We start from the raw sequence: 18,441 nt of genomic DNA on the forward strand, positions 1-18,441 counted from the left end.
GCTAGATAAACATCACCGACAGGTTGGATGCGTTCTGCGATCGCATCGTATTCAGTTTGGCTGATGTCAGAAGCTAAAGCTGCCGTAGAAAACGTTAAGGCAGCGAACAAAACGCTAATCATTTGTCGAGACATATCCATTAAACCCACTTCACATTCCCGAGGTAAGTGACTTACCTATTTATATAGTTAGAGTATTAATGCCGAGCAGAGAAATCATTAAATTCCACTGAATGGCATAGAATGATTAGACAACTTGGTTGCAGCTGTTAAATCAATGTAAATAATGGGTGATTATATCCCGATAACTTGTTGCAATAAACAACAAGTTATCCATGACAGGGCGTGAATCACATCAAAAATCCACTTTAACGGAAGATAACTGTCGAAAAAGAGACCAAACGATAAAAAAAGTAAAAAAAGTACTAGACGGCATAGTGTGATATCCGTATTATTCCACTCCGCCGATAGGGCATGCGCCCGTAGCTCAGTTGGATAGAGCGTTGGCCTCCGGAGCCAAAGGTCGAAGGTTCGAATCCTTTCGGGCGTACCATTGCCTCGGAGGATACATCGGTAAAAATCAGTGGTGGCTATAGCTCAGTTGGTAGAGCCCCGGATTGTGATTCCGGTTGTCGCGAGTTCAAGTCTCGTTAGCCACCCCATTCTTTCTTTTTTAGATTGAATGCGGTAGCATTGCTCCCAATCTTGATTCAATCAAGATAAAACATCGTCGGTGAATAGCGCAGCTTGGTAGCGCATCTGGTTTGGGACCAGAGGGTCGGGGGTTCGAATCCCTCTTCACCGACCACTATTTAGTTTATGGCTCTAATAGAGCGGTAAACAGCAAAAATTGATGGTGGCTATAGCTCAGTTGGTAGAGCCCTGGATTGTGATTCCGGTGGTCGCGAGTTCGAATCTCGTTAGCCACCCCATTAATTAAGGTGACTTCTTAGTTGAAGTGTCCTGTCTGATTTGAGAAAATCAGCAAATACAGTTCGGTGAATAGCGCAGCTTGGTAGCGCATCTGGTTTGGGACCAGAGGGTCGGGGGTTCGAATCCCTCTTCACCGACCACTATTAGAAAGCCTGCTTTTTAGCAGGCTTTCGTCGTTTTAGAGTTTATGATCTCGCTTGGACTGTATTAGTCGGTAATGTATCAATGGATTTGAACCCAAGTGGGGTTCGCCTGAAGTTAGAATTCGGCTCTTCACCGACCGCTATTTAGAGCCTCAGTCGAAAGACTGGGGCTTTTTTGCATCTCTCCTGAAAAGAATCGGCATTCCATTTCAATTTTTCCCAAAAGTGTACAGCTCTAGGGGCTTTTGACCACCTATGATCCAAATGCTTTTCGAGCTGACAAAATAAACCCCAGAGCAGTGTCTGGGGTTTTGTAGTTTTCTAATCCGCTGCTTTTATTGGGCGAGTGTTTTAAGGATTTCTTTCAGTTCTACCGTTTCTTGGATTTCAAAACTTGGCGTTATATCCGTTGAGTTGCTTGCGCCTGTCGCATTCACCCACACACTCAAAATGCCCATATTGTTAGCGCCAGCAATGTCAGCAGGTAAAGAGTCGCCCACGTGTAGAGCCTCTTCTGGTTTTACTTCGACCAAGTCGAGCGCTTTTTGGAAAATACTTGTAGCAGGTTTCTCTTCTGGCTCTTCTCCTCCCACAATAATATGGTCCACCCAGTTGCTCATTTGTGTCGCGTTTAATTTAGGGTGTTGAGAAAAAATCGGACCGTTAGTGATCACGACGAGTTTGTAATGTTGACGAAGGTCGCTGAGCATTTCTTTTACACCAGGGAAGAAGGTGAACGCGCCCATACGTGCAGAGTCAAAGTAGTCTTGAGCTTGTTGAGCCTCTTTTGCAGTGATGCTGACGCCTTGCTCCGCCAAGATGTTTTGGATCAGGCCACAACGGAAGGCATTTTCATCGGGTAGCAGAGCCACAAGGTGAGGGAACTCAGCATTCAGCTTTTTGTATACACCCTGCAAGTAGCGCTGCAAAAACGCTTTTGGTTCGGTAACTTGTGGGTAGGTCTTATGAATCCAAGTTGTAAACGCTTGTCCTGCAACTTTATCGGCTTGTGACGTTGCACATAAAGTCTCGTCCATATCAAAAAAAATCGCTTTAAGCACAGGGGCTCCTTTTATTTACGGCTTGGCTTTGACACTGTTCATCTATTATCCCACTCTCAATTGTGTCGTAAAGGGTTAAAATCGGCGAGTTTTCTTATGACGTACGAATGAGGATAGCGGTACTTTCCTTTGCTTAGTCAATAAACCGCTTAACTGGCGCATAATCTGCGTTGGAGCAGGATTTGTGTGGTTTTGCTGTTTTGTTCACGTTTTGACCTATCCTTTCTCTTCCTAAGTTTGGCTTTTTGTATTTGCCGACTATTTTATTAATAGTTTTTTATGTTGAAAAAACACTTTTTGCATATGATATTGTTTGTTAAATGTTAATAAATACACATGAATAATATGGTTAATGATCTTGTTTAGCTCATGTTTACTTTTAGAGCATTTTTCTAGTTTTATTGGTGCATGACGCACAAAAATAGTGTGATATGAAAATGGTTAAATACTTGTTAATGAATTTTTATTCGCTAATTGTGCGTTTATTTAATGTTTTTTCGGCGGAATATACTTTAATTGTTGCTTTTTTGTGTGATTTTTGCCAAATTATTTCCGCATTAAGATTTCAGAGTATTATTCTGAATTTGAACGGATTCATTCAGGTGATGAATGGTGCCTTTGGCATGATTCGATACCACAGACAAGGCAGTAGAGGTCTGAAATGTCACTATTAGAAGTGAAAAACCTTCGTATTGAATACCCATCCCGACACGGCGTTCACGCTGCCGTGAAGTCACTTTCTTTTCATATTGAACGTGGTGAAATCGTGGGTGTTGTTGGCGAATCAGGTGCGGGTAAATCCACCGTTGGTAACGCTGTTATCGATTTGCTTAGTCCCCCAGGTCGCGTTGCTAGCGGTGATGTATTCTTGGATGGAGAAAAAATTTCTGGCCTATCACCAGAAGCGATGCGTAAGGTTCGCGGCTCGAAAATAGGTTTTATTTTCCAAGATCCGATGACCTCGCTCAATCCACTTTTTACTGTTGAGCAACAGCTGAAAGAGACGATCCACGCTAACATGAAGGTCTCTGATGAAGAGGCGTATCAGCGCGCGCTTTCTCTTATGCAGCAGGTTGGTATTCCGCAACCAGAAAACCGCTTAAAACAGTACCCGCACCAATTCTCTGGTGGTATGCGTCAGCGTGTTGTCATTGCTATTGCTTTGGCTGGTGAGCCTGATCTCATCATCGCGGACGAACCAACTACGGCGTTAGACGTTTCTATCCAAGACCAAATCCTCAACTTGATCCGCGAGCTGTGTATCAAGAACAATGTCGGCTGTATGTTGGTTACTCACGATATGGGTGTCGTCTCCAACGTCACCGATCGCGTGGCGGTAATGTATCGTGGTGACTTGGTGGAGTTTGGACCAACAGCCAAAGTATTGGGCGATCCTGATCACTCTTATACTCGCAGTCTAATTTCAGCGGTACCACGTTCAGACAGAAAGCTAGATCGTTTCCCGTTAGTAAGCTATATCGAAGAAGCGGCGGAAATGGAGCCACTCGATATCAAGAACCACTGGTTAGGACAAAGCCAAGATGAGCGTGAGTACACTGGCCCGCTTTTGGACGTGAAGAACGTCAATCTTCGCTTTGTGACCAAAGACTCTTTGTTCGAAAGCCGCCGAGAATACGTGCAAGCATCTAATAATGTGAGCTTTGAAGTGCACGAAGGCGAAACCTTTGGTTTGGTGGGCGAGTCTGGTTCAGGTAAATCGACCATTGCACGTGTGATTGCTGGTTTATACCAACCTAACTCTGGTCAGGTGAAATTCGAGGGCATTGACCTGACCGCTTTAACCTCTGAGAAAGAGCGCCGCCCGATGCGTCGTCAAATGCAGATGGTGTTCCAAAACCCATATACTTCAATGAACCCTCGTATGAAGGTATTCGATATTATTGCTGAGCCAATCCGTTTTCATAAATTGACGAAAAACGAGTCGGAAACTCGCCAAATCGTGAATGACCTATTGGATCATGTTGGTTTGGGTCGAATGGCTGGGCTTAAGTATCCTCATGAATTCTCCGGTGGTCAGCGTCAGCGTATTTCTATTGCGCGTGCGTTGGCGACTCGTCCTCGACTTTTGATTTGTGATGAACCGACCTCAGCACTGGACGTATCGGTACAGGCACAAATTCTAAACTTGCTGAAAGATCTGCAAAGTGAGCTGAACTTGACTATGTTGTTTATCAGCCACGATTTACCTGTTATTCGTCAGATGTGTGACCGAGTAGGTGTGATGCAAATGGGTACACTTTTAGAAGTGGCACCAACAGAACAGTTATTCACGGCACCTCAACACGAATACAGCAAAAAATTGATTTCTCTGATGCCGGAGTTTACTGGCTTGCGAGAAGAGATCGAAACGGCATAAACCAAGCAATTCGCTTGGCTAACCTTTAGTCATAACAAAGACGCAAACACAACAACAAGGGATCCGTATCCCCGCATGAAGGAGTTATGCAAATGAAAACCATGAAAAGCAAATTAGCAGTGGCGCTAATGGCTGCGGGCCTAAGCTTTAACGCAATGACAGCAGATATCAAAGTTGGCTATGCAGCTGACCCAGTATCGCTTGACCCACATGAGCAGCTATCAGGTGGCACACTGCAAATGTCACACATGGTATTTGATCCGTTGGTTCGCTTTACTCAAAAAATGGATTTCGAGCCTCGCCTAGCAGAAAGCTGGGAACGTATTAACGATACGACTGTTCGTTTCAAACTGCGTGAAGGTGTGAAATTCCATTCTGGCAATACTCTAACGGCTGACGACGTCGTGTGGACGTTCCAGCGTTTACAAAGCTCTCCTGACTTTAAAAACATCTTCGACCCGTACGAGAAAATCGTCAAAGTGGACGACAACACATTCGATCTTGTAACTAAAGGTCCTTACCCACTAGTGCTGCAAACCGCAACGTACATTTTCCCAATGGACAGCAAGTTCTACACGGGCAAAACTGCGGACGGCAAAGACAAGTCTGAGCTAGTGAAGCACGGTAACTCATTTGCATCGACTAACGTATCTGGCACGGGTCCATTCATTGTGACTTCACGTGAACAGGGCGTAAAAGTGGAATTTGAACGCTTTAAAGATTACTGGGACAAAGAGTCGAAAGGTAACGTTGATAAGCTAACGCTTGTGCCAATTAAAGAAGACGCAACTCGTGTAGCAGCGCTGCTTTCTGGCGGTGTTGACATGATTCACCCTGTAGCGCCAAACGACCACAAACGCGTTGAAGATGCTGATGGCATCGACCTAGTTACGCTACCTGGTACTCGTATCATCACGTTCCAACTAAACCAAAACAGCAACGAAGCATTGAAAGACGTTCGCGTTCGCCAAGCGATTGTTCACGCAATCAATAACGAAGGTATCGTGAAGAAAATCATGAAAGGCTTCGCAACGGCTGCTGGTCAGCAAAGCCCGGCAGGTTACGTGGGTCACGATGACAAACTGGTTCCTCGCTACGATTTGAAGAAAGCGAAAGAACTGATGAAAGAAGCGGGTTACGAAAACGGCCTGACGCTAACGATGATCGCACCAAACAACCGTTACGTGAACGATGCGAAAGTAGCACAAGCGGCGGCGGCAATGTTGTCTAAGATCGGTATCAAGGTTGATCTGAAGACCATGCCAAAAGCGCAGTACTGGCCTGAGTTCGACAAGTGTGCGGCAGACATGCTGATGATCGGTTGGCACTCAGATACAGAAGACTCAGCGAACTTCAACGAGTTCCTAACTATGACTCGTAACGAAGAAACCGGTCGTGGTCAGTACAACTGTGGTTACTACTCAAACCCAGAAATGGACAAAGTGGTTGAAGCTGCGAACGTAGAGACGGATCCTGCGAAACGTGCAGAAATGCTGAAGGGCGTAGAAGCGACACTATACAACGACGCAGCATTCGTACCGCTACACTGGCAAAGTGAAGCATGGGGCGCGAAGTCTAACGTGAAAGCGGCAGATATCGTTAACCCAATGGTAATGCCTTACTTCGGTGACCTAGTGGTTGAATAATCACGGTTAGTCGACTTTGAGGAGGGATGGATTTCCCTCCTCAACTTAAAGCACTCGACTCAGTTTTGTTTCAGTCGGATTGAGTTGGTTATTTAGACTGAATTTTCTCTCTAATTTAGAGATCTATGGATAGTTAAGGGGCAAGGAATGTTTTCGTTTCTGGTCAAGCGCCTGTTTCAGGCACTGATAGTGATGTTTGTGATCAGTTTGGTGGCGTTTGCCATTCAGGACAACCTGGGTGATCCGCTGCGTGAGCTTGTAGGTCAGTCGGTTTCGGAATCGGAGCGTCAAGCGCTACGCGACGACTTGGGCCTGAACGATCCCTTTATCACAAAGTACACGCGCTTTGTGGGTAATGCATTGCAAGGTGATTTGGGTACCTCATATTTTTTCAAGCGACCTGCGGTTGAGGTGATTCTCGACAAGCTGGTAGCTACATTAGAGCTCGTGTTTGGCGCGACGCTTATCATCATTGTTTTCTCTATTCCGCTTGGGGTGTACTCTGCGATTCATCCTAAGAGTGTTTTTACCAAATTTGTCATGGCGATGAGCAGTGTCGGTATCTCGATTCCGGTGTTCTTAACCGCAATCATGCTGATGTATGTCTTCTCTATAGAACTCGGTTGGCTGCCTTCCTACGGGCGGGGCGAGACCGCTAATGTGCTCGGTTGGGAATCTGGCTTCTTTACCATTGATGGTATCAAGCACCTCATCCTACCTTGTATTGCGCTAGCGTCTATCATGTTGCCGTTGTTCATCCGCTTGGTGCGTTCAGAAATGCTGGAAGTTCTGAGTTCGGAATACATTAAGTTCGCCAAAGCAAAAGGTTTGAACTTACAAAAGATTTATTACCAACATGCACTTAAGAACACCATGCTGCCAGTATTGACAGTAGGTGGTGTGCAGATTGGTACCATGGTGGCCTACACCATTCTTACTGAAACCGTGTTCCAATGGCCGGGCACTGGCTTCCTTTTCCTAGAGGCAATCAACCGTGTAGATACACCGCTGATCACTGCCTACGTTATCTTTGTTGGTCTGATCTTCGTGGTAACCAATACCATCGTTGACTTGCTGTACGGCATCATCAACCCAACTGTGAACCTAACTGGAAAAGGAGCTTAATCATGAGCCAATCAAATTTAACACCAGCTCCTGCTCCATCAGCGTGGCAGCGTTTCAAAGAGTCAGATTTTCTGTATTACTTCAAACGCGACAAAGTGGCGATGGCGAGTTTTACCGTCTTTATGATGTTCTTAGTATTGGCATTGGCTGCACCGATTCTTGCGCCAACAGATCCGTACGATCTGACGTCTATCGACATCATGGATTCTGAGTTGCCACCTTCGTGGATGGAAGATGGCGATGAGCGTTTTGTTCTTGGTACTGATGAGCAAGGCCGTGATATTTTATCGACCATTCTTTACGGTTCTCGTTTGTCTTTGACGATCGGCTTTTTAGCCGTCGGTCTTCAGTTGATTCTGGGTATCATCATTGGTTTGTCGGCGGGTTACTTCGGTGGTCGTATCGATAGCTTCTTGATGCGCTTTGCCGATGTTCAACTATCGTTCTCAACCATGATGGTGGCGATCATCGTATCGGCCATTTTCAAAGCCAGCTTTGGCAGCGATTTTTACAGCCAATACGCAGTGGTGATGCTGGTGGTGATCATCGGTGTGGCTGAATGGCCGCAATACGCACGGACAATTCGTGCCTCGGTATTGGCAGAGAAGAAGAAAGAATACGTCGAAGCGGCGCGTGTGATGGGCTTTAAAGCTCCGCGAATCATGTTCCGTCACATTCTGCCAAACTGTCTATCGCCAATCTTGGTTATCTCGACGGTACAGGTAGCGAACGCGATCATGTCGGAAGCGGCACTGTCATTCCTAGGTTTGGGTCTTCCTGTTGATCAGCCGTCACTAGGTGCGCTGATCAGCATCGGCTTTAACTACATCTTCTCAGGTGCGTGGTGGATTACTGCCTTCCCAGGCATCGTGCTCGTAACATTGGTTTTGGTTATCAACCTGTTGGGCGACTGGCTACGTGATGTATTCAACCCGAAACTGTACAAAGGATAAGAATTTTCCCACCAAGCGTTGTAAATTCGCTTAATTCCTTCCTAAACTGAGAGCCGGATGCAAATTCCGGCTCTTTTTTTGCTAGTTATTCTTTGTTCACATTTTTTTGGCGCTTTGCCGCCATAATGACCTTACCCACTAATTTAGAGTGAAGTGTATGGAAATGAAGAAGGCACAACACCCATCTCGTATCTTCCAAGCAAGCCTAGCTTTCGGCTTGTTGCTGGTATGCGCCCAGTTTTCTAGCCCAGTATCGGCGGAGGAGTTCCTTTGCCAAGCCACTCAAGCCAGCGAGAAAGAATTACCGATGCTTGAGAAAACGTGCCCAATTGGTAACGGAGTATGGGGAAAGAAAGTGCCGCAGGGGGGCAACTACCTTTACTGGATTCAATGCGGATTGCTACCCAAGCCTATGTCTCTCGCGAAAGCTAAGCCTCTCTATAGTAAAATCACGACTGACGTATGGATGAAGCCTGAATCCAAAGGCTATCGCTGTTTGATTGGACCTTACAAGGCATTGTCTGATGCGAGGGATGACTTACGAGGAGTCAAAACCTTGTCGAATTACAAAGAGGCGTTCATCCGAGTGGTTGGGAAAGGGACGAAACAACCAGTAACACCACCTACACCTAAATCTACTGTATCGTCGAAATCAGCCTCATCTTCGGTTAAGCCAACACCGATGGTGACCCCGAAACCCGCGCCAGTTCCTGCTGTGCGAGCTGATACCGACGCCTTTAAAGCGCGGGCAGAGAAGCCAGATACCAAGGCAAAAAGTTCACGTGATAGCTCTTCGTCTACGCCTGTTGCTAAGACCAAAGCGAAGCCAATTGTCACTGGAAATGATGACATTGAAGTTCGGTTGAGAACTTCAGTACAGGGCAAAACGTACGTGGTCCCATATTTACTCGATCACCATAATCAGTTTTACATGGAACATGGTAAGCCGTGGAACCGCCTCAACTACGAAAACTCGCACAAAGTATGTCAGCAACTGGGTATGAGCTTAGCTAACCCTGCAGAGTTTAAAGCGCTGAGGGCTTCTGGGGTGATGGAAAAAAATCAATGGCCACTGCAACTGCCGTATTGGGGCAAAGATAAGAAAGGTTTGTTCGCCGATCGTGAGCCCAATCAGCTCACCGGGACCTCATTATTGAACGTGGTGTGCGTGAAATAACGACTCAGATATTGTGGTCAAAATATAGAAGAAAGCCCCGAGTTCGGGGCTTTTTTGCGGTCTCAAATATTATCGCTATTTGAGTGGCGTTTCTTTGTGACAGTTAGAGCAGATATACACTTCTTTGATGCCGACCAATCGTTCCCAAAGTGTTCTGCGTCTTCTACGCAAATGTACGCTATCACAGCAAGGGTTAACGATGGTTGCTTTAGTCATCATCACCAGGCTCCAAAATCGGTAGTGAACTCGCGATGCTTGTCATGGCTTCTTTGCTGTTAGAGTACAGACCATATTCCGGTGCGGATTCATGACCGTTTTGTTCTTTACTCCAACGAATACCAATATAAAAGTCACCAAAATCGCGGTTGATGTAACGATGACGAGTTTTGTAATCTGACTCTGAGCCTGTTTCTTCTAGAATCAGCAGTTCGCGGTCTTCATCATTCTGGACTTCCCAATTACCTGGAGTTTGGAATCCTGTTGGCATGAACGAAGTGTAGTTGTAAGTATCAGTGTCGTATTCGTACGTACCTGACGAGTATTTCAGGACTGTGTCGTCGCCTGTGCCATTACTTTCTACCATCAAGTCATGCTCTACCGTGCCTTGTTTGATGTGTTCTGCAACCGAAAGTGATTCTGCAAATGGGGTATTGCTTGAGTCCATCCAGAACAGCTCATCATCTGATATTTTAACGATCATTTGAGTACCGTTATGCTCGGTTTTGTGCTGGTACAACATTTCATACTCGTCGCCGTAGCTGTTGTATAGCTTACCGTCTTTCAGCTCAACGTCGTTACAGTCTTTATTGTTGTATTCCGTGTAACCAGTTTGTTGGTCCAGATCGGCAAGAATGGCGTAAGCATCGTGTTCCCATGTGTCTTTTAGGAAGTCACTGATGTTCGCTTTGTACTCTTGATTCATCTCATCGTGGTTTGAACCCCAGCAGAATAGTAGGCCTTCAGAATCTTGCATCAACATGGCGTAGCCAATTTCACCATCTTTCTGTGCAAAGCTACCCATTTTCCATTCTTGACCGTTGAAGTGCTCGTGAGTGAAGCCCAAAGTCGGTACTACTGGTGGTGGCGTGACGCCTTCGATAACCGTTGGCATGCTGAGTGCAATTTGTACCGCGGTATGGCCATCTGTTGCGCTAATCGCAAGTACTGCTCCAGCTTCACCTGCTTTTGTTGGTGTGCCTTTAATGGTGATAATTGCATTACCATCCTCAGATACTGTTAGACCTTCAATGTCTACATAGTCCGCTGAGTAGTCGGTAATTTGACCGTCTTTATCTTGGAACAAACCAGAAATATCGAGTGTTTGTTCAAACACTTCACCTTGTTGTAGGTACCAACCATCAACGATGGACTGCAGACGCGCTTGTTCTGTTTCTACAACCATTGGTGGTAAGTTTGCCGATTCGATTTCGAACTGAAATACGGTGCTTACCGTACCCAAAACCTTACCTGACGAATCAATGTCTTGCGCCGTTAGAACAATCTCAAAATCACCAGCTTTCTCTACGATTGCAGTTGGATGTAGAACAATCAGGTTGCCAGTTTGCACAACTTCAATGCCTGTGCCTGCAAAGTTGTGCGTCAGTTTGGTTGTCACAAGGTTTTGGTCTTTGTCTGCAAATAGACCTTCAATGTCTAGCTCTAAGCCATCAAAATCCACGCCTTGTACGATTTTTGGTAGTTTTTCTAGCTTATCTTTAGCTGCCTTTTCGACGATTTTGTTTACGGTTAGCTTGTTATTAACTGCCGTTTCAGGTGCTAAGGTGTCGCTGTCTGGGGTCGCGTCAGTGATGATTGGACGTAGATTTGGGTCATTGATGTTTTCGCCAGATGCAACAAGACGTTCCACTTCTTGGTTTGCCGCTTGAGCAAACTCCGTGGCTTTTTTCTCGTAGTTCGTTGGGTTTTGTGCTTTCGAGTCGGTCAGAATCTGAGCGGTTTTATGTAGTTCGGCGTTTTTTGTCGCACCTTCAACAAAATCACTGTACAGATCAATTGGTGCTTCTTCTGAGCCTCCTAGCGCTTGGTTTACTTTCGCTTTCGCATCTTCTTCACTAATGGCTGGATCTTTTGCCATTTCAATCGCCACAAGATCCGTGATAGGTGAAATCACGTTTGACGATGTTGGTGCACGGAATACGATTTCGTGCGCCATAGCTTGGCCTGGATGATCCATATCAACCGTGTATTTGCCAGCGTACTCTTTCGCATCCAAGGCGATGAGCTGTTTCTGCTTTGAACCGTTTGGTGTGATGGTCTGTAGCGCTAGAGTGCTTTCTGGTGTTGCATCCAATTTCAGTTGACCTTTCTCATCGGTCAGACCAAGGAATGTTTCTTGAGTGTCCCATTGGCCGTTGTTGTTCGTATCTTCAAAAACAACGGCATGCTTGAAGTAGCCGTCAAAACCTGTGATCACAACGCCGTCGTTAGCACTGTTTGAACCACCATCTGAACCGCCACAGCCTGTAAGAGCGATAGCCACTGACGCTGCTAGTAAACTCACCTTATTCATTATTTATTTGTCCTTGTTTCGTTTCCGAATGAGAAAGTCGCTTTTTTTATTATTTTTTTCTTTATATCTCACTAGTGAGATATAAGAGAGTGGTGTCTTTTTAATGACTATTGAGCTTAGGTTCAAGACACGAAAATCCGCACAAAACCCGTAAAATTTATTTCTATTTTTTGTCTATGATGGAAAATTTATAATTTGATCACGGTTCCAGTTTTATTTTGGGAATGATTGTTTTGTTAATATAACCATCGGTAAAAAAGGTTTATTGGGTGTCGCTAAGGACAGGGGCGTGATAAATCATGTTGATCTTAAATTCCTCAACGCGATCAGCAAATTGAGGGTGAGGTTTAAGCACATAACTGTAGACTTCGCCTGGAATGAATATGTCGTAATCTGTGTATTCAAGGTTGTAAAACATAAATGTTCGTTGCCAGTAATTATCTGACCATTCAGCACAATGTATTGGATTTATGCCGTCAAAATCCATTGAGCTAGAGATAATATCGGCAAACTCTCCTCGCCCCGCTACGATAGAGCTGTACCAGTAAAATAAATAATCATGACAAAATAGGTCATGTTGATTTGATTTCATATTGAGATCAGAGTCCAGCTTGTGCACTGGTTCGTTACCCTGAACACTTCTATCAAATATGTAGTTGCTAGCAGTCCCGTTTATGTAACCTCCTCCTGAAATTGGAAAGAGGTAGTCAAACGACGTTCCTTGATATTCGTACTCGCCAGTGTGGACATTGATGCGCTTTTCCATGGACTGCTTGTTCTTTTGCATGGTATAGCTTTCGAATTGTTTACCATCAAACACGGTGGTGAAGTAGTTCCGAGTATCTTCATGAACCTGAGATGGGTATTCTTTTTTGATGGTCCAAATTTGGCGTACACCTTGGACATAAACGATCAACGAGTCATCACTGATTTTGTACTTGCCCACTTTTTTCAAGTCTCCCTTTTCAGGACACTGGCGTTTGTTGTGTGAGGCGGCATAACTTACTTCGCCCCCCTCAAACTGAAAGGCCTCGCAATACACCACTTCATACGCGTACGCGATACCTGCAAGATTTTGTGTCGTCTCTAGGCGATAAACTACATCGCCAACTAACGAGTGTTCTGTGTCATTTTGATCGGGTGTGATAACGGGTAACTCAAAGCGCGTTGTGACCCATGCATGATCGCTATTACCGTGATAATCATCGCGCGCTGCTACCGCCAAATATGTGGTGGTTTTTATTTCCTCAGGCGCTCCTTGCACCATCATTTGTCCTTGGTTGAGGACTCTTAACCCATTGGCGTTTTCAAGCCAAATCTGAGTGGTGAGGAGATCGCCATCTGGGTCTTCAAAAAGCTGGTTAAGGTTGAGCGAATAACTCACCGGAGAGTTTTGTTTCAGCTCCCAAGCATAAATAATGGTTTGTAGCTGCTGTTCCACAGTGAGGTTGATGATGGGTTTATTATTCTCTGATGGGTCCTCTTGTGGTCGGCTGTTCTTATCACCCAATGCTGACTCGTAAAACGTGTTGTCTTCTGTGGTATGAAATGGATTCGTAACAGGGCCTGGTTGTCCTAAAAGGGCGGAGTTAAATGCGTCATCTCCCGCTTTTTTATGAGTGCGATCCAACGCAGAACCTGTCAACGCTTGCTTTACTTCAACTAAAGATGTGCGCTCATATTGACGATGTGCTTGCTGGGTTGACTTGTCGGCGTTGTCTGACGAGTCTTCCACAGATGCCAAATTGTGTTTGTTTGAAATGAAGTAAATACCGAACAAACCGACGCATACTGCGCCGATTATCCAACGCTTTTTGTTCATGATTACGTGTGCGCCATTCGTGATTGTAGCCAACTGCGAGAGAATTTGAGGTCTTTCTCTATCAGGCTTGCGCTGCATTCGAGTAGCTCACTGATTTCTTGGTTTTTCATGCCCATTAAATACTTGAGTTTGAGTGCGCTCGATTGGCGTGGATAGCGGCTACTGAAACTATCCAGAGCTTTATCCATGATAATCAATTGCTCGAAACGATCTTCTTCATCTCTCATCAATGTAATGTGTTGACGCTTTTGTGCTTGGTGCGAGCGTGCGTTGTCGATCAAGATTTGACGCATCACTTTGGCGGCCATCAAAAAGAAATCGCGCTTTGTTTCAATTTCACTCATGTCGCAGTTGGACATTTTCAGGTAAGCATCATGAATTAATGCCGTGGTGCTGTTGACGCTGTCTGCCAGTACTTTGTTGTCGGTGCCGTACTTTTCTGCATTTCGTTCACGCTCGTGTTGGGCGATCTTACGCAACTGTAAATAAGCAAACTGATAGAGCTCGCTCTCAGCTCGTTTATCACCAGATTGCCATTGTTGAATGATTTGTGTCAGTGCTACTGCTGTTGCCATGGTTATACATCCTCGCTCACTTTGACAAATTCAGAAATGGTGTGGGTTTCAATGCGATCGGAACCGTCTTGGTTGCGCAGAACATTTTGTTGATAGCGATATAAAATGCCTTGCTCCCAAGTTGCACCAGCTGGCAAGTATTCCCAGGTGGTGTAATTGATTTCGGATGGGGTTGTTGACCAACGTACCATGACGTTCATTTGCGCGAGTTCGGCTTTGGGGGCGCTATTGTTGACCCACCACATGTCGGCAAATTCGCGGGTAACATCTTGGGTGTACAGGCTTGTATCGGTTGGGCAGGTGTCCGTATTTTGCGGCAGTCGCATGACTTGTTGATGGCGCATCAATAGGCACGATTGTGTCATGGACTGTTGGTGGTATTCGGTTTGCTGCCACACGCCGAGGTAGTCAATATCGTGTTCGCTAGTATTGGGATACGTAAACCAGAGCATTTCTGTACGGTTATTGTGTTGGATGTTTTTTTTACGCCCGAGACCTTGTACTTTTTCCATCAATAACTCGGTGCTCGGATCAAAATTGAGGGCAACGGAGCGGTACTTCCAGTCGCCTTCATCATCGAAGTCTTCGAGAGAGAAGCCATTCAAGTCGTTGCGGGTGCACCCTGTGATTGAACAACCAACGATATTAAACCAATCCGCAAACTTGCTTATCGGTTCGACGACATCTTCCGTGATAGGGCGTTTCATCGAGAGGAAGCAGCCTTGAAAATGATCGCCAATGCTTGGGTGTTCAATCAATGAGTCTTTGGTGATGGTGAATCGAGTTTCACCAATAGGAGGACGATATTTGGGGTGATGCTGATAGCGTAGATCGTAAGAACAAGCGCGGCCTTGCCAATCCTTCTTTTTGATGACGATGTTTTTGAACGTCATGTCGCGAGGTTCAAAAATGATCTCATCAGAGGAAAAATTTTTTTCAATGTACTGCTGGCTTTCGTTTAGGTGCTCAATCGCCTCATTGACAGATACCCAATCGAGATTGAGGTAGCGTTTAGCGTCATCTAGGTAATTGAGATCAAGGCCTTTGAGCTGGCTTTGAAAGTGAGGATCAGACAGCACACGGTTTGCTAGGACAATTTCCTCACGATTCTCAGGCGTGCTGTCGAGAGAAAGCAGCAGACGCGTCATATTGATGCTGCGGCTAGGTTTGGTTGTCGCCATCGTCGGCGTCAGCACTTCTTGGCTTGATAAGGTCGTCAGCAGATAACCTTTATCATCGTTACCAAGGAAGAAGCTAATTACATCACCGGGTTGGTAATGAAATGCTCCTTGCTGAGTGACGCCAGTGATATTGGAACTGGTTTTGTAATACAGGCCAGTCACTGGGGCGTCGATAAAGTAGCCTTGCTTCAAGGTTGAAGCTGGTGGGTGTGAAGTGGCAGCTGAAACGTCTGCTGCCAACGTGGACGTAGCCGTCAATGCAGACAGCCAAAATACCACTGAATGTGTATACATCTTGTTTTAAGCCTTATTGGTTGGTGCTGTCCTTAGACGCACAATTTGGCTGACAACTCATTGGTGTAGTTAGGTGCTTCTCTGGCACCGGTGTCATCATCGCCAACAACATTTTTTGTTTTATATGTTTGGGGATATCTGGGTTAGAGAGTATCCGCCTTCGTGTTAACTCCATCATGGAGTTCACTGAGAGATGTTCGACATTTTGCCCCTTCGCGTGGAAGATGAGGCGAGTCATTTCGTACATCATATCTTCTGCAATCTTCTTCTCTTGTTGCAGCTGGATATTCTTTTGCATCATGGCGCTGCCAAATAACACACCAGAGAGCACAATGATGCCTGACAATACCGAAGCAAGGGGACGTCGTTGTACCAAGCGAAAGGCGCTATACAATGGCCAGTTTTTTTTCTGCTCGATTGGACGGCGTTCGATAATTCGTTCGATATCAATGCGCAATGCTCGAACATTGATATATCGCATTTGAGTGGCAGGACGCGTTGCGCGTCTTATCACCCAGTAAACATCAGACCAAATTGTTGGTGATGGAAACATCAAAGCGAGAATTTTGCCTAAGGAGTACACGTCGCTTTGCTCTGTTAGAACCTGTCCTGCTTGCTGCTCTGGGCTGGCAAAATTTTGGCTAAACGCAATCAGCGCTGAGGGTGAATCTTCTCGGTTGGAGTGCGCTTTTTGAGTCAAGTTGAAGTCAAGCAGCTTGGGACGCTTGCTACGATCAATCAGTATATTTTCTGGTTTTAGATCGGCATGCAAAACCTGGTGCTGGTGGGCGTGCTCCATCGCCTGGCAGATCTGCTTAAACAACAGCAGCTTCTCCGTTTTTTCTAGCTTATTTTCAGATAGATACTCATCCAAAGTTTGACCAAACACCCGCTCCATCACGATGTAAACCGAATCTTGATGGAGACCGCCGTCAAACACTTTCGCGATGTAAGGATGGTTTAGACGCGCGAGAAGTTGAGCTTCATCGAAGAGTGCGCGTTGCCCTAACACATTGCTCAAATTGCTTTGAATAAACTTGATAGCCAGATCTTGCTCGAACGTTTCATCTGCACGTAGAGCGGCGTATACGACACCCATGCCACCACGCCCCAACTCATGAGTTAGGCGGTACTTACTGATGATTTCTCCGCTTAGATCGACGTCTTGGTTCGTAGCCTGATGAGCACCAAAATAAAGTAACTGCGTTAGTTGTTCTTCCGGTGTCTCGTTGGCTAAAAGAGGAACGAGTTGTCGATACAGCTCAGGTTGACTTCGTTGCAATGCTTGGAGGTATTGCTGCTTTTGGGAGTCGTCCAGATCAAGCAGGTGGTAGTAAATCTGGGTTTCGCTAGAGCCTAACTGCACTGTGACTAATGTCTTATTCTTTTAGGTACGGCATTTTATAAGAACTTTGATATAAATGTCATTTATTTATTCGGTTTTGATTCACAATCCATGAAACGCAATTTGATGGCTAGTGGAGTAATAACGTCATGATTTTGCGAATTATTTTCACTGAGCTTGTCGGCAGAGAGTCTATTCGTCATAATGTTACTTGTAACATTACTGATAAATCACATATTTATGGCTCAACAGAATAAGAAAACTCGTACGACATTGCAGGATGTCGCAGACCAGGTTGGCGTCACGAAGATGACCGTTTCACGCTATATGCGTAACCCTGAATCGGTGGCAGAAAAGACTCGGGCCAAGATTGCGACTGCGATTGAAGAGATGGGTTACATCGAAAACCGTGCACCGGCGATGTTGTCAAAGTCCTCCAGTAAAGCCATTGGTATTTTACTGCCGTCTTTGTCCAACCAAATTTTTGCTTCCTTTGTTCAGGGCATAGAGATGGTGACCAAAGCCAATGGCTATGAGACGCTTTTAGCGCATTTTAGCTACGATGAGCTTGAAGAAGAGCGCAAGATCGCGTCATTACTCTCTTATCAAGTCGATGGGCTTATTCTAACTGAAAGCCATCACACGCCGCGTACATTACAGATGATCAAAAATGCGGGCATTCCGGTGGTCGAAACCATGGAACTGCCATCGGAGCCGATTGATATGGCGGTTGGACTCGATCATGAAGATGCGTCGTACACCGTGGTTAAGCAGATGCTAGATACGGGGAAGCGTACAATCGTCTATTTTGGCGCGCGTCTGGATACGCGAACCAAATTGCGGATGCAAGGTTACGATCGCGCGATGACAGAAGCAGGGCTAGAACCCAAACATGTATTAACTGGTGATCATTCTAGTTTTTCTTTAGCGCATGATTTGCTCGAACGTGCACTGGAAACGCACCCAACGCTCGATGGGGTGTTCTGTACCAACGATGACATCGCAATTGGCACCATGCTGAGTGCGCAGCAACGTGGCATTCAAGTTCCACAGCAATTGGCAGTGGCGGGCTATAACGCGCTGGATATCGGTCAAACCATCAGCCCGAAACTGACCAGCGTTGATACGCCGCGTTTCCAAATTGGTGTAAAGAGCGCAGAGCTATTAATTGCACGCCTGAAAGGCGAAACGCAAGAAGAAAAAGTCTTCGATATGGGGTATCAGATCACGTCGGGAGAGAGTGTTTAACTAATTGTTAACTGCTCTTTGTATTCGCTCAT

General features: G+C 45.6%; 13 protein-coding genes, 5 tRNA genes and 1 pseudogene. 11 read left to right on the top strand and 8 right to left on the bottom strand.

Translation table 11 applies throughout. The features are described from left to right. Positions 1–140, bottom strand: a pseudogene (locus R7E51_RS18820) (c-type cytochrome); the annotation flags it as partial. A gap of 335 nt (positions 141–475) precedes the next feature. Here R7E51_RS18820 and R7E51_RS18825 point away from each other — a divergent pair. The 5 genes from R7E51_RS18825 (at position 476) to R7E51_RS18845 (ending at position 1,072) form a co-directional block, all read left to right on the top strand. Then, positions 476–552: transfer RNA gene (locus tag R7E51_RS18825), tRNA-Arg, on the top strand. Positions 553–585: 33 nt separating this feature from the next. Beyond that, positions 586–661, top strand: a tRNA-His gene (locus R7E51_RS18830). 69 nt (positions 662–730) lie between these two features. Further along, positions 731–807 (top strand) — tRNA-Pro (locus tag R7E51_RS18835). 48 nt (positions 808–855) lie between these two features. Next, a tRNA-His gene (locus R7E51_RS18840) sits at positions 856–931 on the top strand. Positions 932–995: 64 nt separating this feature from the next. Beyond that, positions 996–1,072, top strand: a tRNA-Pro gene (locus R7E51_RS18845). Positions 1,073–1,410: 338 nt separating this feature from the next. Here R7E51_RS18845 and R7E51_RS18850 read toward each other — a convergent pair. Further along, entirely contained in the window at positions 1,411–2,136 is a 726-nt protein-coding gene (locus tag R7E51_RS18850; protein WP_005379107.1) for an HAD family hydrolase, read from the bottom strand. Between the two features lie 661 nt (positions 2,137–2,797). On the opposite strand from R7E51_RS18850, the gene R7E51_RS18855 reads away from it, so the two are divergent. The 5 genes from R7E51_RS18855 to R7E51_RS18875 all read left to right on the top strand — a co-directional run bounded on the left by R7E51_RS18855 (position 2,798) and on the right by R7E51_RS18875 (position 9,414). Beyond that, on the top strand, positions 2,798–4,513 hold the full coding sequence (locus R7E51_RS18855) for a dipeptide ABC transporter ATP-binding protein (RefSeq protein WP_005379108.1): 1,716 nt from the start codon (positions 2,798–2,800) through the stop codon (positions 4,511–4,513). A gap of 92 nt (positions 4,514–4,605) precedes the next feature. After that, entirely contained in the window at positions 4,606–6,159 is a 1,554-nt protein-coding gene (locus R7E51_RS18860) for an ABC transporter substrate-binding protein (protein ID WP_017821134.1), read from the top strand. 147 nt (positions 6,160–6,306) lie between these two features. Continuing rightward, the gene (locus R7E51_RS18865; protein WP_005379110.1) at positions 6,307–7,284 is read left to right on the top strand and encodes an ABC transporter permease; all 978 of its coding nucleotides are present in this window, start codon (positions 6,307–6,309) and stop codon (positions 7,282–7,284) included. Between the two features lie 2 nt (positions 7,285–7,286). Then, the gene (locus R7E51_RS18870) at positions 7,287–8,237 is read left to right on the top strand and encodes an ABC transporter permease (RefSeq protein ID WP_005384239.1); all 951 of its coding nucleotides are present in this window, start codon (positions 7,287–7,289) and stop codon (positions 8,235–8,237) included. Between the two features lie 157 nt (positions 8,238–8,394). Beyond that, positions 8,395–9,414 carry an SPOR domain-containing protein gene (locus R7E51_RS18875; protein WP_206957977.1) on the top strand — a complete coding sequence of 340 codons (1,020 nt, stop codon included), beginning with the start codon at positions 8,395–8,397 and terminating at the stop codon, positions 9,412–9,414. A gap of 75 nt (positions 9,415–9,489) precedes the next feature. On the opposite strand, the gene R7E51_RS18880 is transcribed toward R7E51_RS18875, so the two are convergent. The 6 genes from R7E51_RS18880 to R7E51_RS18905 form a co-directional block, all read right to left on the bottom strand. After that, complete coding sequence (locus R7E51_RS18880) at positions 9,490–9,633, bottom strand: hypothetical protein (RefSeq protein WP_012841245.1); 144 nt, start codon at positions 9,631–9,633, stop codon at positions 9,490–9,492. Next, positions 9,623–11,944, bottom strand: coding sequence for a hypothetical protein (locus tag R7E51_RS18885; protein WP_017821132.1), 2,322 nt, complete (start codon positions 11,942–11,944; stop codon positions 9,623–9,625). The genes R7E51_RS18880 and R7E51_RS18885 overlap by 11 nt, the downstream gene beginning before the upstream one ends. 262 nt (positions 11,945–12,206) lie before the next feature. After that, a complete protein-coding gene (locus R7E51_RS18890; protein ID WP_206957976.1) occupies positions 12,207–13,766 on the bottom strand; it encodes a hypothetical protein in 1,560 nt (519 codons plus the stop codon). A gap of 2 nt (positions 13,767–13,768) precedes the next feature. Next, positions 13,769–14,341 (bottom strand): sigma-70 family RNA polymerase sigma factor, encoded by a 573-nt coding sequence (locus R7E51_RS18895; protein ID WP_005379118.1) that lies wholly within the window; start codon positions 14,339–14,341, stop codon positions 13,769–13,771. Positions 14,342–14,343: 2 nt separating this feature from the next. Further along, a complete protein-coding gene (locus R7E51_RS18900; protein WP_170890707.1) occupies positions 14,344–15,816 on the bottom strand; it encodes a chromosome partitioning protein ParA in 1,473 nt (490 codons plus the stop codon). 13 nt (positions 15,817–15,829) lie between these two features. Continuing rightward, the gene (locus tag R7E51_RS18905) at positions 15,830–17,182 is read right to left on the bottom strand and encodes a serine/threonine-protein kinase (RefSeq protein WP_053349772.1); all 1,353 of its coding nucleotides are present in this window, start codon (positions 17,180–17,182) and stop codon (positions 15,830–15,832) included. A gap of 219 nt (positions 17,183–17,401) precedes the next feature. Here R7E51_RS18905 and R7E51_RS18910 point away from each other — a divergent pair, with 219 nt between their 5' ends. Further along, positions 17,402–18,409: a substrate-binding domain-containing protein gene (locus tag R7E51_RS18910; protein ID WP_017636149.1), complete on the top strand. Its 1,008-nt coding sequence runs from the start codon at positions 17,402–17,404 to the stop codon at positions 18,407–18,409. Positions 18,410–18,441 lie beyond the last annotated feature (32 nt).

The organism is Vibrio sp. Vb1166 (assembly GCF_033338695.1).
Taxonomy (GTDB): domain Bacteria; phylum Pseudomonadota; class Gammaproteobacteria; order Enterobacterales; family Vibrionaceae; genus Vibrio; species Vibrio alginolyticus.